The sequence below is a fragment of the Xanthomonas citri pv. mangiferaeindicae genome (assembly GCA_002240395.1).
Lineage (GTDB): Bacteria > Pseudomonadota > Gammaproteobacteria > Xanthomonadales > Xanthomonadaceae > Luteimonas > Luteimonas citri_A.
In genome coordinates, this window is record CP016836.1 from 905,001 (window position 1) to 923,817 (window position 18,817).

The window sequence follows — 18,817 nt, forward strand, 5'->3', positions numbered from 1 at the left end:
GCTTGCTGTCGCCCAGCAGGCGAATGCTCTCGCGCCGCAGCATGCGTTCGGCGCCAACATCGGCATGGCGCGCCTCGACGACCCGGGCCGCGTCGGCCAGATCGGCCGCCGATTCGGGGCCGTGGCCTGGCCCCTTGCCCTGCGCCCAGGCGTCGAGCACCTCGGCAATGATCGGAAAGCGTGGCAGCCACCCGTCCAGCCGGGCCCTGGCCTCAGCCATGCGCGTGTCCAGCAATGCGATCCCCAGGTGCTGCGCCAACGCGTCGAGATCGCACACCATCAGCCGCAGCAAGCGTTGCCCGTCGTCTCGATGCCGGTCGCGCTGGGCCGAGATCGCGCCGTCGCGCTCGGCCAGACGGATCTGCGCGTGGAAGTCTTCCTGCTCGGCGAGGGTGGACAGCGCGAGGTACTCGGCCGCGCTCGCGCCCGTCATCGGCAGCGATGCAGGCGCGGACTGGCCGCGCAGGCGTGCCCGCTCGCCCTTGCGCAGCAGCCGTTCGAGCACGCGCCGGGCGGCGCTCACGTCGCGCCGCGCTCGCTCGCAATGCGGGCGGTCTCCTCGGCCAGCAGCTCGGGATGCAGGTCGAACTGGTCGCTGAGCAGCAGCGCGCGGGCAGCCGCCTTGACCTCGATTCGTTCGACCTGCAGCAGATCGCCATCGCGGAACAGTTCGATGTAGCTGTCGAGCACGCCGCTGAGCGTGCCCTGCGCGGTATCGGGGGCGGCGAGCACGAGCTGCAGGCCGAGCGAGCGCAGATAGTTGGTCGTCGCCCGCGCATTCTGGGCGTCGATCTTGTCGCCGAACTCATCCAGCAGGATCAGGCCCATGCCTCCGGGGTGGACATCGCTCTTGCCATAGGCCGCGGCGAGCGCAGCGCCCGCGATGACGTACAGCGGCGCGCGATGCTCGCCGCCCGAGCCCGAGCGCATGCGCTCGCTCAGCGAGCCGATCACGCGATCGTCCTGGCGGATCTGCACCTCGAAGCGGAAGAACCGCCGGTAGTCGTCGAGCGGCGAATGCGCGCTGCGCGCGGCGGCGCCGTCTTCGATCAGTTCGCGGAACGCGACCGGCACTTCGCCGGCGCTGCCGAACAGGCCGTCTTCGCCGCCGACATCCGCGGCCCGGCGGATGAAGCGCTCCAGATCGCGGAACTCGGGCACCACCTCGTAATGGAACTGATAGCGCTCGTTGTTGGAGAACGCCGGGCTGCTGCGCAAGGTCCGGTTGAGCGTGGAGATCTGCTGCTTGAGGCGATTGAAGTTGTCGTACAGCGCCGACGCGACGCTGGCGCGGAAGGTCTCGACCGCAGTGGCGTAGGCCTGTTCGGCCTCGCCCTGGTAACGCACCAGGTCGGTGTCGCGCAGTTGCGCGAGTTCGCGCTGCAGCAGGCTGCGCGCCGGACGCCAGGCGCTGGCGTCGAACTCCAGGTTCAGGCCATGGTCGCGGGCGTACTGCGCCAAGGCGCTCCATGCCTCGGGCAGCAAGCGGCCGAGCTGGCTGTCGCTGTCGCGGGCACGCTCGTCGCACCGCCGGCTGCGCTCCTCGAGCGAGGGCCATTTGGCGTCGAGTTCCTCGCGCTGGCGCTCGACGCGGTTCGGGTCGACATCGCCGTCGCGGAAGGCATCGACCGCGGCCTGGGCGACGAGCGCTTCCTGCGCCTGCAGACCTTCGAGCACCCGCTGCGCCTGATCGACGCCGTTGCGCGACAAGGCTTCGGTGCCGATCAGGGCCTCGATCCGGCGCTCGTTCTCGTCGTGGCGCTCGCGCAACGCCCGCACCTGCTCGGCCAGGCGCAGCAGGTCGGGATCGACCGCGTCGGCCTGGCTGCGTACGCGCGCGCGGTAACGTGATTCGATCTGGCGATGCTGCAGCAACTGCGCATGCAGGGCGTCGGCGGTCTCACTGGCGTCGGCGAAGCGCGCGAACGCCTGCTGCAGCGCGTCGAGGCGTCGCGCCTGGGGTTCGCGCTCGCGCAGGTCGCGCTCGACGGCCTCGAGTTCTTCGCGCAACACCCGAAGGCGTTCGCGTCCGTCGTTCGCGCCGATCCGCAGTTCCGAGCCGGCGGGCAGCCGGCGCCGCTCGATGCCACCGCCCTTGGCCACCAGGCCGTCGCGGGTCAGGCCCTGGCGGCTGCGCACGACCTCGGCTTCGGTCTCCACGCAGCGCAGATCGCCGAGCTGCCGACGCAGATAAGCGACCGCATCCGCGTCGTCACCCTCGATCAGCGCTGCGACGCTGTCGGCCGCGGGACGCTCGCCGCGCTGTCCGCGCGCCGCACCGGGCAGCGCGAGCTTGACGCCGTAGACCGCGCGCGTGCCCTGCAGCGCGCGGTACACGCGCACCGCCTGCTCTTCCTGACCGGCCGGCACCAGCAGCGCTTCGACGTGGCTGCGCAGATAGGCTTCGATGGCCGGCTGCCAGGCCGCATCGCGCACCCGCACCAGGTCGCAGACCGGCTGCGCCTCGATTCCGGCGTCATGCAGATAGTTCATCAATCGCATGACGTCGTCGCGCAGACCGGCCTTGCCGACGCTCAAGCGTTGCTGATTGCCCTTGAGCGCGTCGCGACGGCTGCGCGCCGCCTGCCACGTCTCGTGCGCGGCGCGGGCGCGTGTGGCGACGGCTGCGCGCAACGGCGCGGCGGCCGCGAGTGCTTCCAGGGCCTGGGCATGGAAGCGATCAGGCGCCAGCGCGATGGCGGCATCCGGCGCGAGATCGGCCAGCGCGCTGGCCCAGTCATGCCAGGGCGCGACGGCAGCGTCGATCCGGGCCGCGTCGAGCTCGGGACGGCCAGGCCATGCACCGCCTGCAACTGATCGCGCACATAGGCGAACTGGGTGCCCAGTTCACGCTTGAGACGGACCAGCTCCTCGCGGTCGCGCTCGGCCAGCTCGTCGAACGAGGCCTGCTCGCCGTAGCCGCGGCTGCCCTGGAGCTGTTGCTGGGCGAGCTCGAGTTCGTGCTTGAGGCTCTCGCGCTCGCTGCGCGCGTCCTGCAACTGCACGCGGGCCGCCGCCAGCGCCTGACGGGCCGCGTCGCCCGCCTGTTCGGCCTGCTCGACCTGTTCGCCGAGCAGATCGCGGCGGTACTCGGCCGCGAGCGCACGGTAGGAAGCGGCGCGCACTGCCTGTGCGGCGATCTTGCCGTACTGACGTTCGACCTCTTCGGCCGACTCGATGCGCTGGCGGACCTGCTCGATCTTGTCGCGGATCTGGCGGAAGCTCTCGAGCAGCGCGCGGAAGCGGGCGATGTCGGTCGGCCGGTCCTCGGCGACCAGCGTGCGCACGAACAGGTCGACGTCCTCCACCCGCTGCAGGTTCAGCGCGTTCTGGAACGCCTTGCGATAGGCGTTGAGGTCGGGCTGGACGCCCGGCGCGGCGCGCAGCCGGAACAACAGGTCACGGACGAAGCGCTCGCTGGTGGTGTGCAGTTCGACCTTCTCGCCCGCCTCGCGGCAGCGGCGGGCAGCCAGTTCGCGGAATGTCGGCCAGGCCAGCGGCAGTTCGCGGCCTTTGATGCGCTCCAGGTGGTCGTCGCGTTCGAGCGCGACGCCGGGCAGCAGGTACAGGCCGTGCAGCCGGTGCTCGGGCTCGTCGACAGAGGCGCCCAGCGCGATGCCGGCCGTCAGCGCCTGACCGGTCTCCTGGTCGCGGAACACCAGGCTGATATAGGTGGTCGCGGTGCGGCGCTTGCGGCCATCGTCGCCACTGCGGTACACGCCCAGGCAGTAATCGCGGATGGTGCGCGCCCGTGCGCTGCCGCCGGCCTGGGCGTTGAAGCGGATGCGGCTGCGGTCGCCGCCCAGCAGCACGATCTGCAGCGCGTCGAGCAGTGCACTCTTGCCGGCGCCGTTGGGCGCGATGATCGCACTGGTCGCGTCCAGTTCGAGGGTCTGCGCCTCGAACAGGAAGAACTGCACCAGGTGGACGCGTTCAAGCAGCTGCATCGTCGTCCTCCGCCTCGTCCCGGGCGTCGTCGTCCTGAGCACCGTCGTCGTCGCGATTGTGCTGGTCGAGGCGCTGCAGCCACAGTTCGCCGACGATCTCCACGATCGCCGGACGCACCACCAGGTGGAACGGCTGCGGATCGTCGCGGTCCGAGTCCACCAGCCGCGCCAGGCCCCAGCGGCGCAAGGTTCGCGCGAGCGTGCGCAAGGTGCCGACGTCGGGCATCGGACGGCCGGCCAGCGCCTGGTAGGCCTCCTGCAGTTCCGGCAGTTCGACGACGACTTCGCCGTGTTCCTCGATCTGTCCCTGGCGCATCGCTTCGTCGTAGCGTTGGCGCAGCACCAGCAGCAGCAAGGTTTCGTCGAGCGTGACCGCGACCCCTTCGCCATGCGCGGGCAGCGCGACCAGATAGCGGTAGTGCGGATTGCGCGCCAGCCGGATGCCCAGCGGCGCGAGCGCGCCGACGAAATCGTCGAAATGATCCTCGACCAAGTGGTAGGCCACGCGCGCGGTGCGATCGGCGGCGTAGAGCACCTGCTCGGTGACCAGGCGATACGCGGCGCGTTCGAAGTCCTGCACGGCGTACAGGCCATTGGACTGTTGGCTCAAGGTGTTCCAGCTGCGTTTCATGCGGGGGTCCGGGAAGCGGGCGCAAGCCGGCGGACGACGAAGCGCGGTGCGCGCAGTACGCCGTTGTCCAGCGGCTCGGCGGAATCGAGGAGTTCGACACGGAATCCGCGCAGCAGCCGGCTGAGCGGGTCGTCGCGACGCAGGCCGCCGATCCGCTGGCTGCGCAGCGCGAGCGTGAGCAGGGTCTGGTAGGCGCGCAGGTCCTCGATCGAGGCCACGTGCATCTGGGCCGACTCGACGCGATCGGCCTCGCCCAGATGGCGGCCGACATAGCGGGCCATGTCCTCGGCGGTGACCAGCCGCGCGCGCTTCATGCGCCGCAACAGGCTCAGTCGCGCGAGCTGCTCGGGCGTCGGCACCTGCGCGGCGTTGGCACTGCGTGGGATCGGCTGCGGCCGGGTCCGCGGCGGCCGCAGGCGGGTCTCATCCATCAGCGCGCCGGGCGCGACCGGCAAGCGCAGCGCCTCGGCCGGCGCGGTCAGCACACCACGACAGGCACGACGCAGCAGGATGTCGAGCCGGTCGGGCGCGCGCAGCCGATAGTCGAGGAAGGCCAGCGCGCGACGGTTGGCCTGGCGAATGTCGTCATCGAGCCGACCGAGGTACTCGTCGATGCGCTCGAGCTCGCGCAGGCGGCGCAGGCTGCGCCCGAGCCGCAGCGCCGCGCGGGCATCATCGCCGCCGGCCAGGTGCTCGCGGTACCAGGCCCGCAGCGCCTCGTGCCGCGGGCCGGTCTCGACCTGCTGCACCATCGCCAGGATCGAACTGCGGCGCGCCAGCGGGTGGTCGGCACGGTGCAGGCCGGCGTAGTCGCCGATGAAGAAGCGCGAGACGTACTGCTCGAACCATTGCCGCGCGAACTGCGCGGTGGTCTCGGCGCGGCTGAGCTCGGGCATCAGGTCGCGCACCTGCAGGCTCATCGACGCCAGCGAGACCAGCAGACGGCGGGCCTGGTCGGCCGCTTCGTCGAGGGCGTCGCCGGCGCCGGCGCCGGCGCCGTCGACGACCTGCTGCATCTGCATTTCGATCGAGCGCACCTTGGCCGAAACGAACGTCGGCCCGTGTTCGGCGAACTCGACCAGCGTCGACAGCAGCTGCGAAACCGCCGGCGGCATGGCGACCATCTCGCGCGCGCCGATGCGCTCCTGGCGCAGCCAGCCGGCGTTGCGGAACCGCTCGTAGATGCCATGGGCGCGGATGCCCGGCGGCGTGTCCGGGCCCTGCCCGTCCTCGTCCTCCCAGGGATCGTCGGCGACCAGATAGCGCTCGATCGCGGCGGTGATCTCGCGACGCGGCAAGCCGTGACTAGGCGGCATCGGCGCATCGGGGCCGAAGAATTCATCGAACAAACGGTGCAGCAGCAGCCAGTAATGCTCGCGGTTGGCCGAGGCCAGCGGGCCGAACACGCCGGCTGGCACGACCGAGAACAGCGAGGGCGGAGTCGGATCGCTCATCGAGCGTCGCGTCCGTGCGGGCGGTACGTCGTCTTCACCGCGGCATTTTCACAGATCGCGTGGCCGGCGTGGGTGTGCCGCCGCGTCCGGCAACGGCCGGGCGGCGGCGCCCGCCGGCCTACTCGACGGTGACCGACTTGGCGAGATTGCGCGGCTTGTCGACGTCGGTGCCGCGCGCCAGTGCGGTGTGGTAGGCCAGCAGCTGCACCGGGATCGTGTGCACGATCGGGCTCAGCACGCCGACATGGCGCGGGGTGCGGATCACGTGCACGCCCTCGGACGGGCCGAAGTTGCTGTCGGCATCGGTGAAGACGAACAGCTCGCCACCGCGCGCGCGCACCTCTTGCATGTTGGACTTGACCTTCTCCAGCAAGCCGTCCTTGGGCGCGATCACAACGACCGGCATGTCGGCATCGACCAACGCCAGCGGGCCGTGCTTGAGCTCGCCCGCCGGATAGGCCTCGGCGTGGATGTAGGAGATCTCCTTGAGCTTGAGCGCGCCTTCGAGTGCGATCGGGTAATGCACGCCGCGGCCCAGGAACAGCGCATGCTGCTTGGGTGCAAAGCGCTCGGCCCACGAGGCGATCTGCGGCTCGAGGTTGAGCGCGTGCTGCACGCTGCCCGGCAGATGGCGCAGGGCCTCGACGTAGTCGGCCTCCTGCGCGGCATCGACGCGGCCGTTCAATTTCCCGAGCGTGGCGGCCAGCGCGAACAGGCCGACGAGCTGGGTCGTGAACGCCTTGGTCGAGGCGACACCGATCTCGGCGCCGGCGCGGGTATAGAACACCAGGCTGCTGGCGCGCGGGATCGCACTCTCGGGCACGTTGCAGATCGACAGCGTGTGCCGGTGGCCGAGCGACTTGGCGTACTTGAGCGCCTCCATCGTGTCGAGCGTTTCGCCCGACTGGGAGATGGTCACGATCAGGTGCTTGGGGTTGGCCACCGCCTCGCGATAGCGATACTCGCTGGCGATCTCGACCGAGCACGGCAGCCCGGCGATCGACTCGATCCAGTAGCGTGCGACCGAGCCGGCATAGAAGCTGGTGCCGCAGGCGAGGATCTGCACGCCCTCGATCTCGCCCAGCACCTGGCCGTCGGCATCGCCGAACAGCGCCGGCGCGAAGGCGGCTGCATCGATGATCGCCTCGAGCGTGTCGCCCAGCGCGCGCGGCTGTTCGTGGATCTCCTTCTGCATGAAGTGCCGGTACGGCCCGAGCTCCAGCGACGCCAGCGAGACGTCGGACAGGTGTTCGGGGCGCGTCACCTCGGCCCCGGTGCCGTCGAAGATCCGCACCGCATTGCGGGTGAGCTCGGCGGTGTCGCCTTCTTCGAGGAAGATCACCCGGCGGGTGGCCTGGAGGATCGCCGAGACATCGGAGGCGACGAACTGTTCGCCCTCGCCCAGACCGACCAGCAACGGGCAGCCCATCCGCGCCGCGACCAGGCGACCGGGGTCGCGCCGGTCGATCACCGCCAGCGCGTAGGCGCCATCAAGCTCATTGACCGTGGCCTGCAGCGCGGCCAGCAGATCCAGCCCCTGGGTCTGGTGATGGTGGATCAGGTGGGCGATGACCTCGGTGTCGGTCTGCGATTCGAAGACGTAGCCCAGTGCGGTCAGGCGCTCGCGCTGCGTCTCGTGGTTCTCGATGATGCCGTTGTGCACCAGCGCCAGCGTGTCGTGGCTGATGTGCGGATGCGCGTTGTGCTCGGTCACGCCGCCGTGGGTCGCCCAGCGCGTGTGGCCGATCCCTAAGGACGCGTGCAGCCCCTCGACCTGCGCGGCGGCGGCCATCTCGGCGACGCGGCCGGTCCGGCGCACGCGCCGCACCCTGTCGCCGTCGAGCACGGCGATGCCGGCCGAATCGTAGCCGCGGTACTCGAGCCGCTTGAGGCCTTCGACCAGGACCGGGACCACATCGCGATCCGCGATCGCACCGACGATTCCGCACATACCGCCCACTCCTGCCAGTCAATGCGCCATTCTAGCGGCCGGCCAGGTCCCGGCGCAGAGGCCCCCACACGCCACCATTCAGTGCATGAAGAACTCGACCGGGACCGCGATCTCGATCGGGGCCGGCAGATCGGCGGGAATCGCCGGCAGCGGCGCGGCGCGATGAAACGTCTCGATCGCCGCGGCATCGAGCCGGGTCGATCCCGACGAGCGTGCGAGCGCGGCCGACAGCACGCGACCGGCCCGGTCCATGCGCAGGCGCACGATCGCCACCCCCTCCTCGCCGCGCGTCCGCGCCGCGCTCGGGTAATGCCGGTACTGTGCCAGTCGCGCCATCACCCGCGCTTCCCAGCGATTGTCGCGACGACCTGCCAGAACCTCGGTGGACGGCGCGGGCGGACTCTGCGGGGCGGCAGCCTGCCGGTCGTGCGGCGCTGGCGGGTCCATAGACACCTCCGTGGCGGTCGAGGCAGCGGCGTGCTCCGGACGCGCAATATCCGCCAGCACCGGCAGCGGGTCGGACGGCGCCGTGAGCGGCTGCGGCTGCGGCTGCGGCGTTCGCGGCGCTTGGGCGGGCGCGGGCTTCCGGCGCGCCTCGGACACCGGTGCGGGCGCGCGCCTCGGCTCGACCGGAACCGGCGGCGCGGCGGCGAGCAGAAAACTCACTTCGATCACCGCGTCGGCCATCGGTGGCGGGGCGGCCCCTGGCCCGGCCCCAATACCAGCAGCACGACCACGGCGTGCGCCACGACGGCACCCAATGCGGCACCTGCGCGCTGGATGCGGACGCCGCGGTCCACGCAGCGTAACGATCGGGATCGGGCCGTTCCGGCTGCGGCCGGTCCCGGGCACGTCAACATGACGCTGACGACTCCATGATGCGAATGATTCGCATTTTCTCATATGTGCTGAAGGATGTGGCGCGCGTGTCCGCGCCGCGGACGTCCGGACACGGCTGCGGACACCCGAACACTTCTGAAATTCTCAATAAAATCAGATTCTTATATTTGGCACGATCCCTGCTTTGTTACTGACAGATCCCGAACGTGCCCCGTCCATGTCCGTACCCGCCTCCCCGTCTCCCGTCCGCCGCGGCATCCGCGATACCTCCGCGCAGGACACGGTCCATATCGCGCGCCCTGCGCGCCGACGTCGCTGGCTGGCGATCGCCGCGGCCGCGATCGCGGTGATCGCAGCGCTCGCCTGGCTGGTGGCTGGCTGGGCGTCAGGCGCCACGTCGATCGACGCGGCCCGGCTGCGGATCGCCGAAGTCACCCGCGGCGACCTGGTGCGCGATATCGCCGCCGAGGGACGCGTGATCTCGGCCAACAGTCCCACGCTGTACGCGATCGCACCGGGCACGGTGACCCTGAAGGTGGTCGCAGGCGACCGCGTCGAGAAGGGCCAGGTGCTGGCCGAGATCGACAGTCCGGAACTGCGCAGCAAACTGGTCCAGGAGGAGTCGACCTTGGCTAGCCTGCAGGCCGAGGCCGAACGCGCGACGCTCGATGCACGGATCGCCCGCGCCGAGGCACGCAAGCTGCTCGACCAGGCGCAGATCGAACGCACTGCGGCCGAGCGTGATCTGCAACGCTATCAGCGCGCCTTCGAAGCCGGTGTCGTCGCCCAGGTCGACCTGGCGAAGTCGGAGGACGCGCTGAAGAAGACCGACATCGGTCTGGCCTCGGCCCGCGAGGACGCGAACCTGCAGGGCCAGGGCGCCGGGCTGGACGCGCGCAACAAGCAATTGCTGGCCGATCGCCAGGGCGCCGTCGTCGCCGAGGCGCGCCGCCAGGTCCAGGCGCTGACGTTGCGCGCGCCCTTCGATGGCCAGGTCGGCCAGGTGCAGGTGGCCCAGTTCACCAACGTGGCCGCCAACGCGCCGGTGCTGGGGGTGGTCGATCTGTCGGTGTTCGAGGTCGAGATCAAGGTGCCCGAGAGCTTCGCGCGCGACCTGGCGATCGGCATGCCGGCCGAGATCCGCAGCGCCAATGAAGTGTTCCCGGCCGAGGTCTCGGCGGTCTCGCCCGAAGTCGTCGCCGGCGAAGTCGCCGCGCGCGTGCGCTTCTCCGAACGCCAACCGGCTGGTCTGCGCCAGAACCAGCGGCTGTCGGCGCGGATCCTGCTCGACACCCGGCGCGACGTGCTGATGGTCGAGCGCGGCCCGTTCGTCGAGCAGTCCGGTGGCCGCTACGCCTATGTCGTCGATGGCAACAGCGCGGTGCGCCGTCCGATCCAGGCCGGCGCCAGCAGCCTGGGCGCAGTCGAGATCGTGTCGGGCCTGCAGGCCGGCGAGCGCATCGTCGTGTCGGGCAGCGACCTGTTCGGCGAGGCCGAACGGGTCCGTATCAGCCGCTGAGATTTCCCCCGGGCCCCCGCGGGCCCGCTTCTTCCATGTCCAAGATAAGGATCGCCCCATGTTGCAGATGAACCAGGTCGGCAAGGTCTACCGCACCGAGCTCGTCGAAACCCATGCGCTGCGCGCGCTCGACCTGCACGTGCGCGAAGGCGAGTTCGTCGCCGTCACCGGGCCCTCGGGCTCGGGCAAGACGACGTTCCTCAACATCGCCGGCCTGCTGGAAACCTTCACCAGCGGGACATACAAGCTCGACGGCGTCGATGTGCAGGGGCTCAACGACAACCAGCGCTCGCGCCTGCGCAACGAGAAGATCGGCTTCATCTTCCAGGGCTTCAACCTGATCCCCGACCTCAACCTGTTCGACAACGTCGACGTGCCGTTGCGCTATCGCGGCATGCCGGCCTCCGAACGCCGCCTGCGGATCGAGGAAGCGCTGGGCCTGGTCGGCCTGGCCTCGCGCATGAAGCATTACCCGGCCGAGCTGTCGGGCGGCCAGCAGCAGCGCGTGGCGATCGCCCGCGCGCTGGCCGGCAGTCCGCGCCTGCTGCTGGCCGACGAACCGACCGGCAACCTCGACTCGCAGATGGCGCGCAGCGTGTTGGAACTGCTCGAAGAGATCCATGCGCAGGGCACGACGATCGTCATGGTCACCCATGATCCCGAGCTCGCCGCGCGCGCCCAGCGCAATGTGCACATCGTCGACGGCCTGGCGACCGATCTGCGCCGCGAATCCGCGACCGCCGCGGCCTGAGGAACGCGCGCCCGATGTTCGCCTACTACGCCCGGCTCGCGCTGCGCAGCTTCGGCCGCAACCAGGTCTTGACGGCGTTGATGGTGCTGTCGATCGCGGTCGGCATCGGCGCGGCAATGACCACGATGACCGTGATGCACCTGCTGTCGGGCGATCCGCTGCCCGGCCGCAGCGGCACGCTCTTCTACCCGCAGGTCGACCCGAGGCCCGGCGAACGCATGCGTCCCAACCCACCGGACATGCTCGACCACACCACGGCGATGGACCTGTGGCGCGCCGGCCGTGCGGACCGGCAGGCCCTGGTGGTCGAGAGCGAGATCCGGCTGCAGGCGCCCGAGGTCGGGCGACCGCCGCTGATGACCCAGATGCTGTCCACGCATGCCGATTTCTTCCCGATGTTCGACGTCCCGTTCGCCTACGGCGCCGGCTGGAGCACCGCCGACGACACCGGCCACGCCCGCGTGGCGGTGATCTCGGCCGACCTCAACCGCACGCTGTTCGGCGGGGGCGACAGCGTCGGCCGGACGCTGCGCATCCGCGACACCGATGTGCGCATCGTCGGCGTGCTTGCGCCCTGGCGGCCGTCGCCGCTGTTCTATCGCGTTGCCGGCGGCAACTTCGCGCAGGGCGACACCGCGAGCTTCTACGGCGCGCCACAGGACGTCTTCGTGCCGTTTCCCACGGGCCTGGAGATCAACGACGGTCACTTCCGGCAGTTCACCTGCTGGCGGCTGCCCGAAGTCCCGGGTCACCTGCAGGGGAGCGACTGCGTGTGGCTGCAGTTGTGGGTGCAGCTCGACAGCCCGGACAAGGTCGCCGGCTATCGCGACTTCGTCACTACCTACGCACGGCAGCAGCAGGCGCAGGGCCGGATCCAGCACGCGGACAACGCGCGCGTGCTCGGGCTGATGGACTGGCTGGACTACAACCACGTCGTTCCGCGCGACGTGAGGCTGCAAACCTGGCTGGCGCTGGCGTTCCTGGCGATCTGCCTGTTCAACACGGTCGGCCTGCTGCTGGCCAAGTTCCTGCGCCGCGGCGGCGAGATCGGCGTACGCCGGGCGCTTGGCGCCTCGCGCCGGGCGATCTTTGTGCAGTGCCTGGTCGAAGCCGGCATGGTCGGACTGGCCGGCGGCGGACTGGGTTGGGGACTGACGATGCTCGGGCTGTGGGCGATCCGCCGCCAGCCGGTCGAATACGCCGACCTGGCGCGCCTGGACCTGCCGATGTTTGCGGCGACCTTCGCGCTGGCGCTCGTCGCAAGCCTGCTCGCCGGCCTGTTCCCCGCCCTGCGCGCCAGCCGGATCGCACCGGCCATGCAACTCAAGTCGCTGTGAGGACCCCGGTGATGGACATCCGACCGATCGTCGCCGCCCTGCGCCGGCACCGCATCGCCACGAGCCTGATCGTGCTCGAGATCGCACTCGCCTGCGCGGTGCTGTGCAATGCCTGCTTCCTGATCGCCGGGCGCCTGGCGCTGATGCGCATCGACAGCGGCATCGATGCGTCGTCGCTGGCGGTCGTGGCGCTGCGTGGCTGCGACGGCTGCGTCGATGCCGACGTCAACGCCCGCGCGCTGGCGGCGATCCGCGGCCTGCCGGGTGTGCAGGCGGCCGGCGTGGTCAACGCCACGCCGTTCGGCATCCGCGCCGGCGACGCCGGGGTGACGCTGGACGCCGAGGGCCGGCACTTCGGCGGCGTGCCGCATTTCTACGCCTTCGGACCCGCCGCGATCGACACGCTCGGCCTGCGGCCGTCGCAGGGGCGCAGCTTCCAGCCGACCGATTTCCAGCCGATCGACAACTTCCTGCCGCTCGACGCCGAGGTCTGGATCACCGAGGCCTTCGCCGCCCATCTGTGGCCCGGCGAGCCCGCGGTCGGTCGCGAGTTCTGGATGGGCGAGTACCACTTCCGTGTCGCCGGGCTGGTGCCGCAGTTCGCGCGTCCGAACCCGGGGCGCAGCGAGAACGGCGTCGCCGGCGCACAGTGGTCGGTGATCGTGCCAGTTCTCGACGAGGCGCAGTCGGGCATCTACGCACTGCGTGCCGATCCGCTCGACCTCCCGCGCTTGGCGATCGCCGCACGCGACGCGGTGGCCGCGGCCGTGCCCGAGGCGGTGATCGACCTCGACCAGAGCCGCCCGCTGTCGGACCTGCGCGAGCGCTACTTCGAACGCGATCGTGCGATGGCCTGGCTGCTGCTCGGCGTGATCGCCGCGATGTTGCTGGTGACGGCCTTGGGAATCGTCGGACTGGCGAGCTTCTGGGTCCAGCAGCGCACCCGGCAGATCGGCATTCGTCGCGCGCTCGGTGCGACTCGCGGCGACATCCTGCGCTACTTCCAGCTCGAGAACTTCCTGCTCGCTGGTCTGGGCATCGCATTGGGCATGGGGCTGGCCTACGGCGGCAACCTGCTGCTGATGCGTCATTTCGAGCTTGCGCGCCTGCCGCTGGCGTACCTGCCGCTGGGCGCTGCGCTGTTGTGGCTGCTCGGTCAGCTGGCCGTTCTGGGTCCGGCCCTGCGCGCCGCCGCCATCTCTCCCGCCATCGCCACCCGCAGCGCCTGACGTACGGACCCACCATGCTCGGTTACTACCTGACCCTCGCCCTGCGCAGCTTCCGCCGCAACCGCGTGCTGACCGCCCTGATGGTGATCACGCTCGCACTGGGCATCGGTGCGTGCATGACCACGCTGACGGTGTTCCACGTGCTGTCGGGCGACCCGATTCCGGGCAAGAGCGATCGGCTGTTCCACGTCCAGCTCGATCCCGAGCCGCTGGCGACCTACGTGCCGGGCGCCGAACCCGATAGCCAGTTGACCCGCTTCGATGCCGAGGCCTTGCTGGCCGACCAGCACGCCACGCGGCAGGCGATGATGACCGGGGGTGGTGGCATCATCGAGGCCGAGGACAGCGCAGTGCGGCCGTTCCTCGAGTCTATGCGCTACACCTCGGCCGACTTCTTCGCGATGTTCGATGTGCCCTTCCTCTACGGCCAGGGGTGGACCGCGCAGGACGATGCCGGACGCGGCCGCGTCGCGGTGATCGGCCGCACGCTCAACGACAAGCTGTTCGGCGGCGCCGACAGCGTCGGTCGGCAGATCCGCGTCGACGGCAATGCGCTGCGGATCGTCGGCGTGATCGACGACTGGTTGCCGCGGCCCAAGTTCTACGACCTCAACACTGGCCGCTTCGATGGCCAGGAGCATCTGTTCCTGCCGTTCTCGACGGCGGTCGAACTCGAGATGGGCACCTCGGGCAGCAGCAACTGTTTCGGCAACGCGCCGACCAACGACAGCCGGGCGGTCAACGCGCCCTGCACGTGGATCCAGTACTGGGTGGAACTCGAGGACCCGGCGCAGGCCGATGGCTTCAGGGCGTACCTGGCCAACTATTCCGCGCAACAAAAGGCGGCGGGGCGGTTCGAGCGGCCGGCCAACGTGCGGCTGCGCAGCGTGATGGACTGGCTCGACCACCGCAAGGTCGTGCCCGGCGACGTGCGCCTGCAGCTGTGGCTGGCGCTGGGCTTTCTGCTGGTCTGCCTGGTCAACACCGTGGGCCTGCTGCTGGCCAAGTTCCTGCGTCGCGGCGGCGAGATCGGCGTGCGTCGCGCGCTCGGCGCCTCGCGCCGCGACGTGTTCGTGCAGGCGATCGTCGAAAGTGGCGCGGTCGGGATCGCTGGCGGCCTGCTTGGGCTGGGGCTCGCGCAGGCCGGGCTGTGGGCGGTGCGCCAGCGCCCGACCGACTACGCCGCGCTCGCCCATCTCGATGGCGCGATGCTGCTGCTCACCTTCGTGCTCGCGCTCGGCGCCAGCATCGCCGCCGGCCTGCTGCCGGCCTGGCGAGCGATGCAGATCGCACCGGCGATCCAGCTCAAGTCGCAGTGACACGCGCTTGCCCGCTCCCCCTATCGCGCATCCACAGGTCGCCACCATGCACGTCCCCCCATCATCTCGTCACTGCGCCGCCACCGGACCGCAGCGCTGCTGATCGTGCTGGAGATCGCGCTGACCTGCGCGATCGTCTGCAACGCCTTGTTCCTGATCGGCGAGCGCATCGATGCGGTCCGCCGCCCCAGCGGCATCGCCGAACACGAACTGCTACAGATCCGGCTCAGCGGCATCGGGCCGCAGGCCGACGCCGGCGCGCGGACGCGTGAGGATCTGGCAGCGCTGCGCGCCGTGCCCGGCGTTGCCGGTGCGACGGTCACCAACCAGTTGCCGTTCTACCGGTTTTCGTCCAGCAACTCCGGGGTATCGCTGACCGCCGACCAAGCGCAGCCGACACTGCACGCAGCGCGCTACCACGCCGACGAGACCACCATCGCGACGCTGGGCATCCGCCTGGTTGCGGGTCGCGACTTCCTGCCTGACGAATACATGGACGTTGCCGAGGTGGAAGCGCTCGATGGCAGCGAAGGTGTGCGCGGCGCAACCATCGTCACCGCCTCGATGGCCGAGCGGCTGTTTCCCGGCGAACAGGCGGTTGGACGCACGATGTACCTCGGGCCGATGCCCCTGGTCATTGTGGGCGTTGTCAAATCCCTGGCCCGGCCCTCGCCGAGCGACGGTGAGGGCACGTTCTCGTTTCTCGTGCCGATCCGCCTGCACTACAACAACGGCGGCTCGTATCTCATCCGCGTGGCCGATCCGGCACGCCGCGACGCGGTGCTCGCGGCCGCGGTCGCTGCCCTCGAGGCGGTCGATCCCAATCGGCTGATCCTTGCCCGCAGTTCCTACGAGGCCATCCGCGCAGACTACTTCCGCAACGATCGCGAGATGATCGGCCTGTTGTCGACTGTCTCGATCGTGCTGCTGGTGGTGACCGCATTCGGCATCGTCGGTCTGGCGAGCTTCTGGGTGCAACAGCGCACGCGCCAGATCGGCGTGCGCCGCGCGCTGGGGGCGACCCGAGCGCAGATCCTGCGCCACTTCCAGGCCGAGAACTTCCTGCTCACCAGCATCGGCATCGTCTTGGGCATGGCCCTGGCCTATGCGCTCAACCAGCTGATGATGGGCCGCTACGAACTGCCGCGCCTGCCGCTGGCCTACCTGCCGATCAGCGCGCTGCTGCTGTGGGCGCTCGGACAGGCCGCCGTGCTGTGGCCGGCGCTCCGTGCCGCCGCCATTTCCCCCGCCATCGCCACCCGCGCCGCCTGAGGACTTCCGACATGTTGGGTTACTACTGCAATCTCGCGGTGCGCAGCTTCCGGCGCAATCGCATGTTGACCGCGCTGATGGTGCTGGCGATCGCGCTGGGCATCGGCGCCAGCATGACCACGCTGACCGTGTTCCACGTGCTGTCGGGCGACCCGATCCCGGACAAGAGCGACCGGCTGTTCCATGTCCAGCTCGATCCCGAACCGATGACCGGCTACATGGCCGGCGGCGAACCGTCGCGGAATATGACCCGTTTCGACTCCGAGACGCTGCTGCACGAAGCCCGGGGCAAACGCCAGGCCTTCATGACCGGCGGGTTCGTGGCGCTGGAGCCCGAAGGCGCGTCGCCCTACTTCACCGACGCGCGCTACACCACCGGCGAGTTCTTCCCGATGTTCGATGCGCCGATGGCGTTCGGGCGTGGCTGGAGCGCACAGGACGATGCGGACGCTGCGCGCGTGGCGGTGATCTCGGCCGAGACCAACCAGAAGGTGTTCGGCGGCGGCGACAGCACCGGCAAGACGCTGCGCATCGACGGCAACGCATTCCAGGTCATCGGCGTGCTGGCACCCTGGCGGCCGACGCCGCGGTTCTGGGACCTCAATCTCGACGGGTTCGAGCCCTTGGAATCGGTGTTCGTACCGTTCTCGGCCGCGATGGACGCCAAGCTCTCGCGCATGGGCAGCATGAGCTGCTGGGGCGATTCGAGCGGCATCGATTCCAACGCCCGCAACGCGCCGTGCGCCTGGCTGCAGTACTGGGTGGAGCTCGATACGCCGGGCGATGCCGCGGCGTATCGCGACTACCTGCTCGCGTACTCCGAACAGCAACGTCAGGCCGGGCGCTTCGTGCGGCCTGCGAACGTGCGCCTGCGCGATGTGCGCGCGCATCTCGACCATGCCCAGATCGTGCCCGGCGACGTGCGCCTGCAGGTCTGGCTGGCGTTCGGCTTCCTGCTGGTGTGCCTGGTCAACACGGTGGGCCTGCTGCTGGCCAAGAGCCTGCGCCGCGCGTCGGAGATCGGGGTGCGACGCTCGCTGGGCGCCTCGCGCAAGGCGATCTTCGCGCAGTTCCTGGTCGAGGCCGGCACGATCGGGGTCGCCGGCGGCATCGCCGGGCTCGCGGTCGCGCTCTGCGGCCTGTGGGCTGTGCGTCAGGCGCCAAGCACCTACGCCGAGCTCGCCCGGCTCGACCCGACCATGCTGCTGACCACGTTCGTGCTGTCGATCGTCGCGACCCTGCTGGCCGGCCTGCTCCCCGCCTGGCGGGCGACCCAGGTCATGCCCGCGATCCAGCTCAAATCCAATTGACCCCGGCCCAACCGACGGACACCCGCATGGACATCCGCCCCATCTTCTCCACCTTGCGCCGCCACAAGACCGCGGCCGCCCTGATCGTGATGGAGATCGCGCTCGCCTGCGCGATCATCTGCAACGCCATCTACCTGATCGACCGTCGCATCGACCGCATGGCGCGCCCCAGCGGGGCGGTGGAGAACGAGCTGGTCCAGTTGCAGATGCCGCGCGTGAGTCGCGACGACACACTCGATCTCAATGCCTACGTCGCGCGCGACCTCGCTGCGCTGCGCGCAGTGCCGGGGGTGCGGCACGTGGCGGCCGCCACCCAGATCCCATACGGCAACAGCAGCTCGAGCAGCGGCGTACGGCTCAGCGACGACCAGGTGAACAACACGCTGATCGCCTCGCCGTACCTGGGCAGCGAGGATCTGCTCGAGACGCTCGGGCTGCGCCTGATCGCCGGCCGCGGCTTCAATGCCGAGGAGTACGTCGACATGGCGCGCATCGATGCCGGCGGCGAGGACGCGAAGGTGCCCGCGGTGATCGTCAACCGCGCGATGGCGCAGGCGCTGTTCCCGGGCGAAGACGCGGTCGGCAAGCACATCTACAGCTGGGGCAGCGCGCCGATGCCGATCGTAGGGGTCGTCGAGACGCTGGCGCGTCCGAACGACAACAGCGGCCCCGGCGATGCGACGATGCTGCTGCCAGTCCGCGTGGCCTCGCCCAATCTCAACTACCTGATCCGGACCGATCCCGCGCAGCGCCGCGAGGTACTGGAAGCGGCCGAGGCCGCGCTCAAGCGGATCGATCCCAACCGGGTGACGGTCAATAAGCACCTCATCAGCGAACTGCGGGAAAAGTACTACCGGCAGGACCGGGCGATGGCGACGCTGCTGGTCGTGGTGTGCATCGCTCTGCTCGTGGTCACCGCGCTGGGCATCATCGGCCTGGCCAGCTTCTGGGTGCAGCAGCGCGCCAAGCAGATCGGTATCCGTCGCGCGCTCGGCGCGACCCGCGGCCAGATCCTGCGCTATTTCCAGGTGGAGAACTTCCTGCTGGCGACGATGGGCATCGCGCTGGGCATGCTGCTGGCCTACGGCCTCAACCAGTTGCTGATGGCGCGCTACGAACTGGGCCGGCTGCCGCTGATGTATCTGCCGGCCGGCGCCGTGGTGTTGTGGGCACTCGGGCAGATCGCCGTGTACTGGCCGGCACGGCGCGCCGCTTCGGTGCCGCCGGCGGTCGCCACCCGCAGCACTTGAGGTCATC

12 protein-coding genes and 2 pseudogenes (1 of these 14 running past the window's edge) are annotated in these 18,817 nt (G+C 69.9%); 8 read left to right on the plus strand and 6 right to left on the minus strand.

The features are described from left to right. From BEN78_03940 to BEN78_03965, 6 genes and pseudogenes are all read right to left on the minus strand, one after another. Window positions 1-523, minus strand: partial view of a hypothetical protein gene (locus BEN78_03940; protein ID ASR42668.1) — the beginning only. The gene continues 728 nt to the left of window position 1, outside the view; only the first 523 of its 1,251 coding nucleotides appear in the window; the start codon lies at window positions 521-523; its stop codon lies off the left edge, out of view. After that, window positions 520-3,947 (minus strand): annotated as a pseudogene (locus BEN78_03945) (hypothetical protein). Before BEN78_03945 ends, BEN78_03940 begins: the two are co-directional and overlap by 4 nt. Further along, window positions 3,934-4,578 carry a hypothetical protein gene (locus tag BEN78_03950; protein ID ASR42669.1) on the minus strand — a complete coding sequence of 215 codons (645 nt, stop codon included), beginning with the start codon at window positions 4,576-4,578 and terminating at the stop codon, window positions 3,934-3,936. The pseudogene BEN78_03945 and the gene BEN78_03950 overlap by 14 nt, the downstream one beginning before the upstream one ends. Then, window positions 4,575-6,032, minus strand: coding sequence for a hypothetical protein (locus tag BEN78_03955; GenBank protein ID ASR42670.1), 1,458 nt, complete (start codon window positions 6,030-6,032; stop codon window positions 4,575-4,577). Before BEN78_03955 ends, BEN78_03950 begins: the two co-directional genes overlap by 4 nt. 118 nt (window positions 6,033-6,150) lie before the next feature. Beyond that, complete coding sequence (locus BEN78_03960) at window positions 6,151-7,983, minus strand: glutamine--fructose-6-phosphate aminotransferase (protein ASR42671.1); 1,833 nt, start codon at window positions 7,981-7,983, stop codon at window positions 6,151-6,153. Between the two features lie 78 nt (window positions 7,984-8,061). Then, a pseudogene (locus BEN78_03965) lies at window positions 8,062-8,765 on the minus strand (hypothetical protein). 275 nt (window positions 8,766-9,040) lie between these two features. Here BEN78_03965 and BEN78_03970 point away from each other — a divergent pair. From BEN78_03970 to BEN78_04005, 8 genes are read left to right on the plus strand one after another with little or no spacing between them, the layout of a single operon-like run. After that, window positions 9,041-10,342: an efflux transporter periplasmic adaptor subunit gene (locus tag BEN78_03970; GenBank protein ASR42672.1), complete on the plus strand. Its 1,302-nt coding sequence runs from the start codon at window positions 9,041-9,043 to the stop codon at window positions 10,340-10,342. A 58-nt stretch (window positions 10,343-10,400) separates the two neighbouring features. Then, the gene (locus tag BEN78_03975; GenBank protein ASR42673.1) at window positions 10,401-11,093 is read left to right on the plus strand and encodes an ABC transporter ATP-binding protein; all 693 of its coding nucleotides are present in this window, start codon (window positions 10,401-10,403) and stop codon (window positions 11,091-11,093) included. A gap of 14 nt (window positions 11,094-11,107) precedes the next feature. Beyond that, complete coding sequence (locus tag BEN78_03980; GenBank protein ID ASR42674.1) at window positions 11,108-12,430, plus strand: ABC transporter ATP-binding protein; 1,323 nt, start codon at window positions 11,108-11,110, stop codon at window positions 12,428-12,430. An 11-nt stretch (window positions 12,431-12,441) separates the two neighbouring features. Continuing rightward, window positions 12,442-13,659 (plus strand): hypothetical protein, encoded by a 1,218-nt coding sequence (locus tag BEN78_03985; GenBank protein ID ASR42675.1) that lies wholly within the window; start codon window positions 12,442-12,444, stop codon window positions 13,657-13,659. A 14-nt stretch (window positions 13,660-13,673) separates the two neighbouring features. After that, window positions 13,674-14,978: an ABC transporter ATP-binding protein gene (locus tag BEN78_03990; GenBank protein ID ASR42676.1), complete on the plus strand. Its 1,305-nt coding sequence runs from the start codon at window positions 13,674-13,676 to the stop codon at window positions 14,976-14,978. 60 nt (window positions 14,979-15,038) lie between these two features. Beyond that, window positions 15,039-16,250 carry an ABC transporter permease gene (locus tag BEN78_03995; protein ID ASR42677.1) on the plus strand — a complete coding sequence of 404 codons (1,212 nt, stop codon included), beginning with the start codon at window positions 15,039-15,041 and terminating at the stop codon, window positions 16,248-16,250. 11 nt (window positions 16,251-16,261) lie between these two features. Then, entirely contained in the window at window positions 16,262-17,560 is a 1,299-nt protein-coding gene (locus BEN78_04000; GenBank protein ASR42678.1) for an ABC transporter ATP-binding protein, read from the plus strand. Between the two features lie 26 nt (window positions 17,561-17,586). Further along, window positions 17,587-18,810 carry an ABC transporter permease gene (locus BEN78_04005; protein ASR42679.1) on the plus strand — a complete coding sequence of 408 codons (1,224 nt, stop codon included), beginning with the start codon at window positions 17,587-17,589 and terminating at the stop codon, window positions 18,808-18,810. The last annotated feature ends 7 nt before the right edge of the window (window positions 18,811-18,817 follow it).

Bases quoted from the DNA above. Each gene is read 5' to 3' on its own strand.
- BEN78_03950 (ASR42669.1), bottom strand. From the start codon at position 4,578: ATGAAACGCAGCTGGAACACCTTGAGCCAACAGTCCAATGGCCTGTAC.
- BEN78_03955 (ASR42670.1), bottom strand. From the start codon at position 6,032: ATGAGCGATCCGACTCCGCCCTCGCTGTTCTCGGTCGTGCCAGCCGGC.
- BEN78_03960 (ASR42671.1), bottom strand. From the start codon at position 7,983: ATGTGCGGAATCGTCGGTGCGATCGCGGATCGCGATGTGGTCCCGGTC.
- BEN78_03970 (ASR42672.1), top strand. From the start codon at position 9,041: ATGTCCGTACCCGCCTCCCCGTCTCCCGTCCGCCGCGGCATCCGCGAT.
- BEN78_03975 (ASR42673.1), top strand. From the start codon at position 10,401: ATGTTGCAGATGAACCAGGTCGGCAAGGTCTACCGCACCGAGCTCGTC.
- BEN78_03980 (ASR42674.1), top strand. From the start codon at position 11,108: ATGTTCGCCTACTACGCCCGGCTCGCGCTGCGCAGCTTCGGCCGCAAC.
- BEN78_03985 (ASR42675.1), top strand. From the start codon at position 12,442: ATGGACATCCGACCGATCGTCGCCGCCCTGCGCCGGCACCGCATCGCC.
- BEN78_03990 (ASR42676.1), top strand. From the start codon at position 13,674: ATGCTCGGTTACTACCTGACCCTCGCCCTGCGCAGCTTCCGCCGCAAC.
- BEN78_04000 (ASR42678.1), top strand. From the start codon at position 16,262: ATGTTGGGTTACTACTGCAATCTCGCGGTGCGCAGCTTCCGGCGCAAT.
- BEN78_04005 (ASR42679.1), top strand. From the start codon at position 17,587: ATGGACATCCGCCCCATCTTCTCCACCTTGCGCCGCCACAAGACCGCG.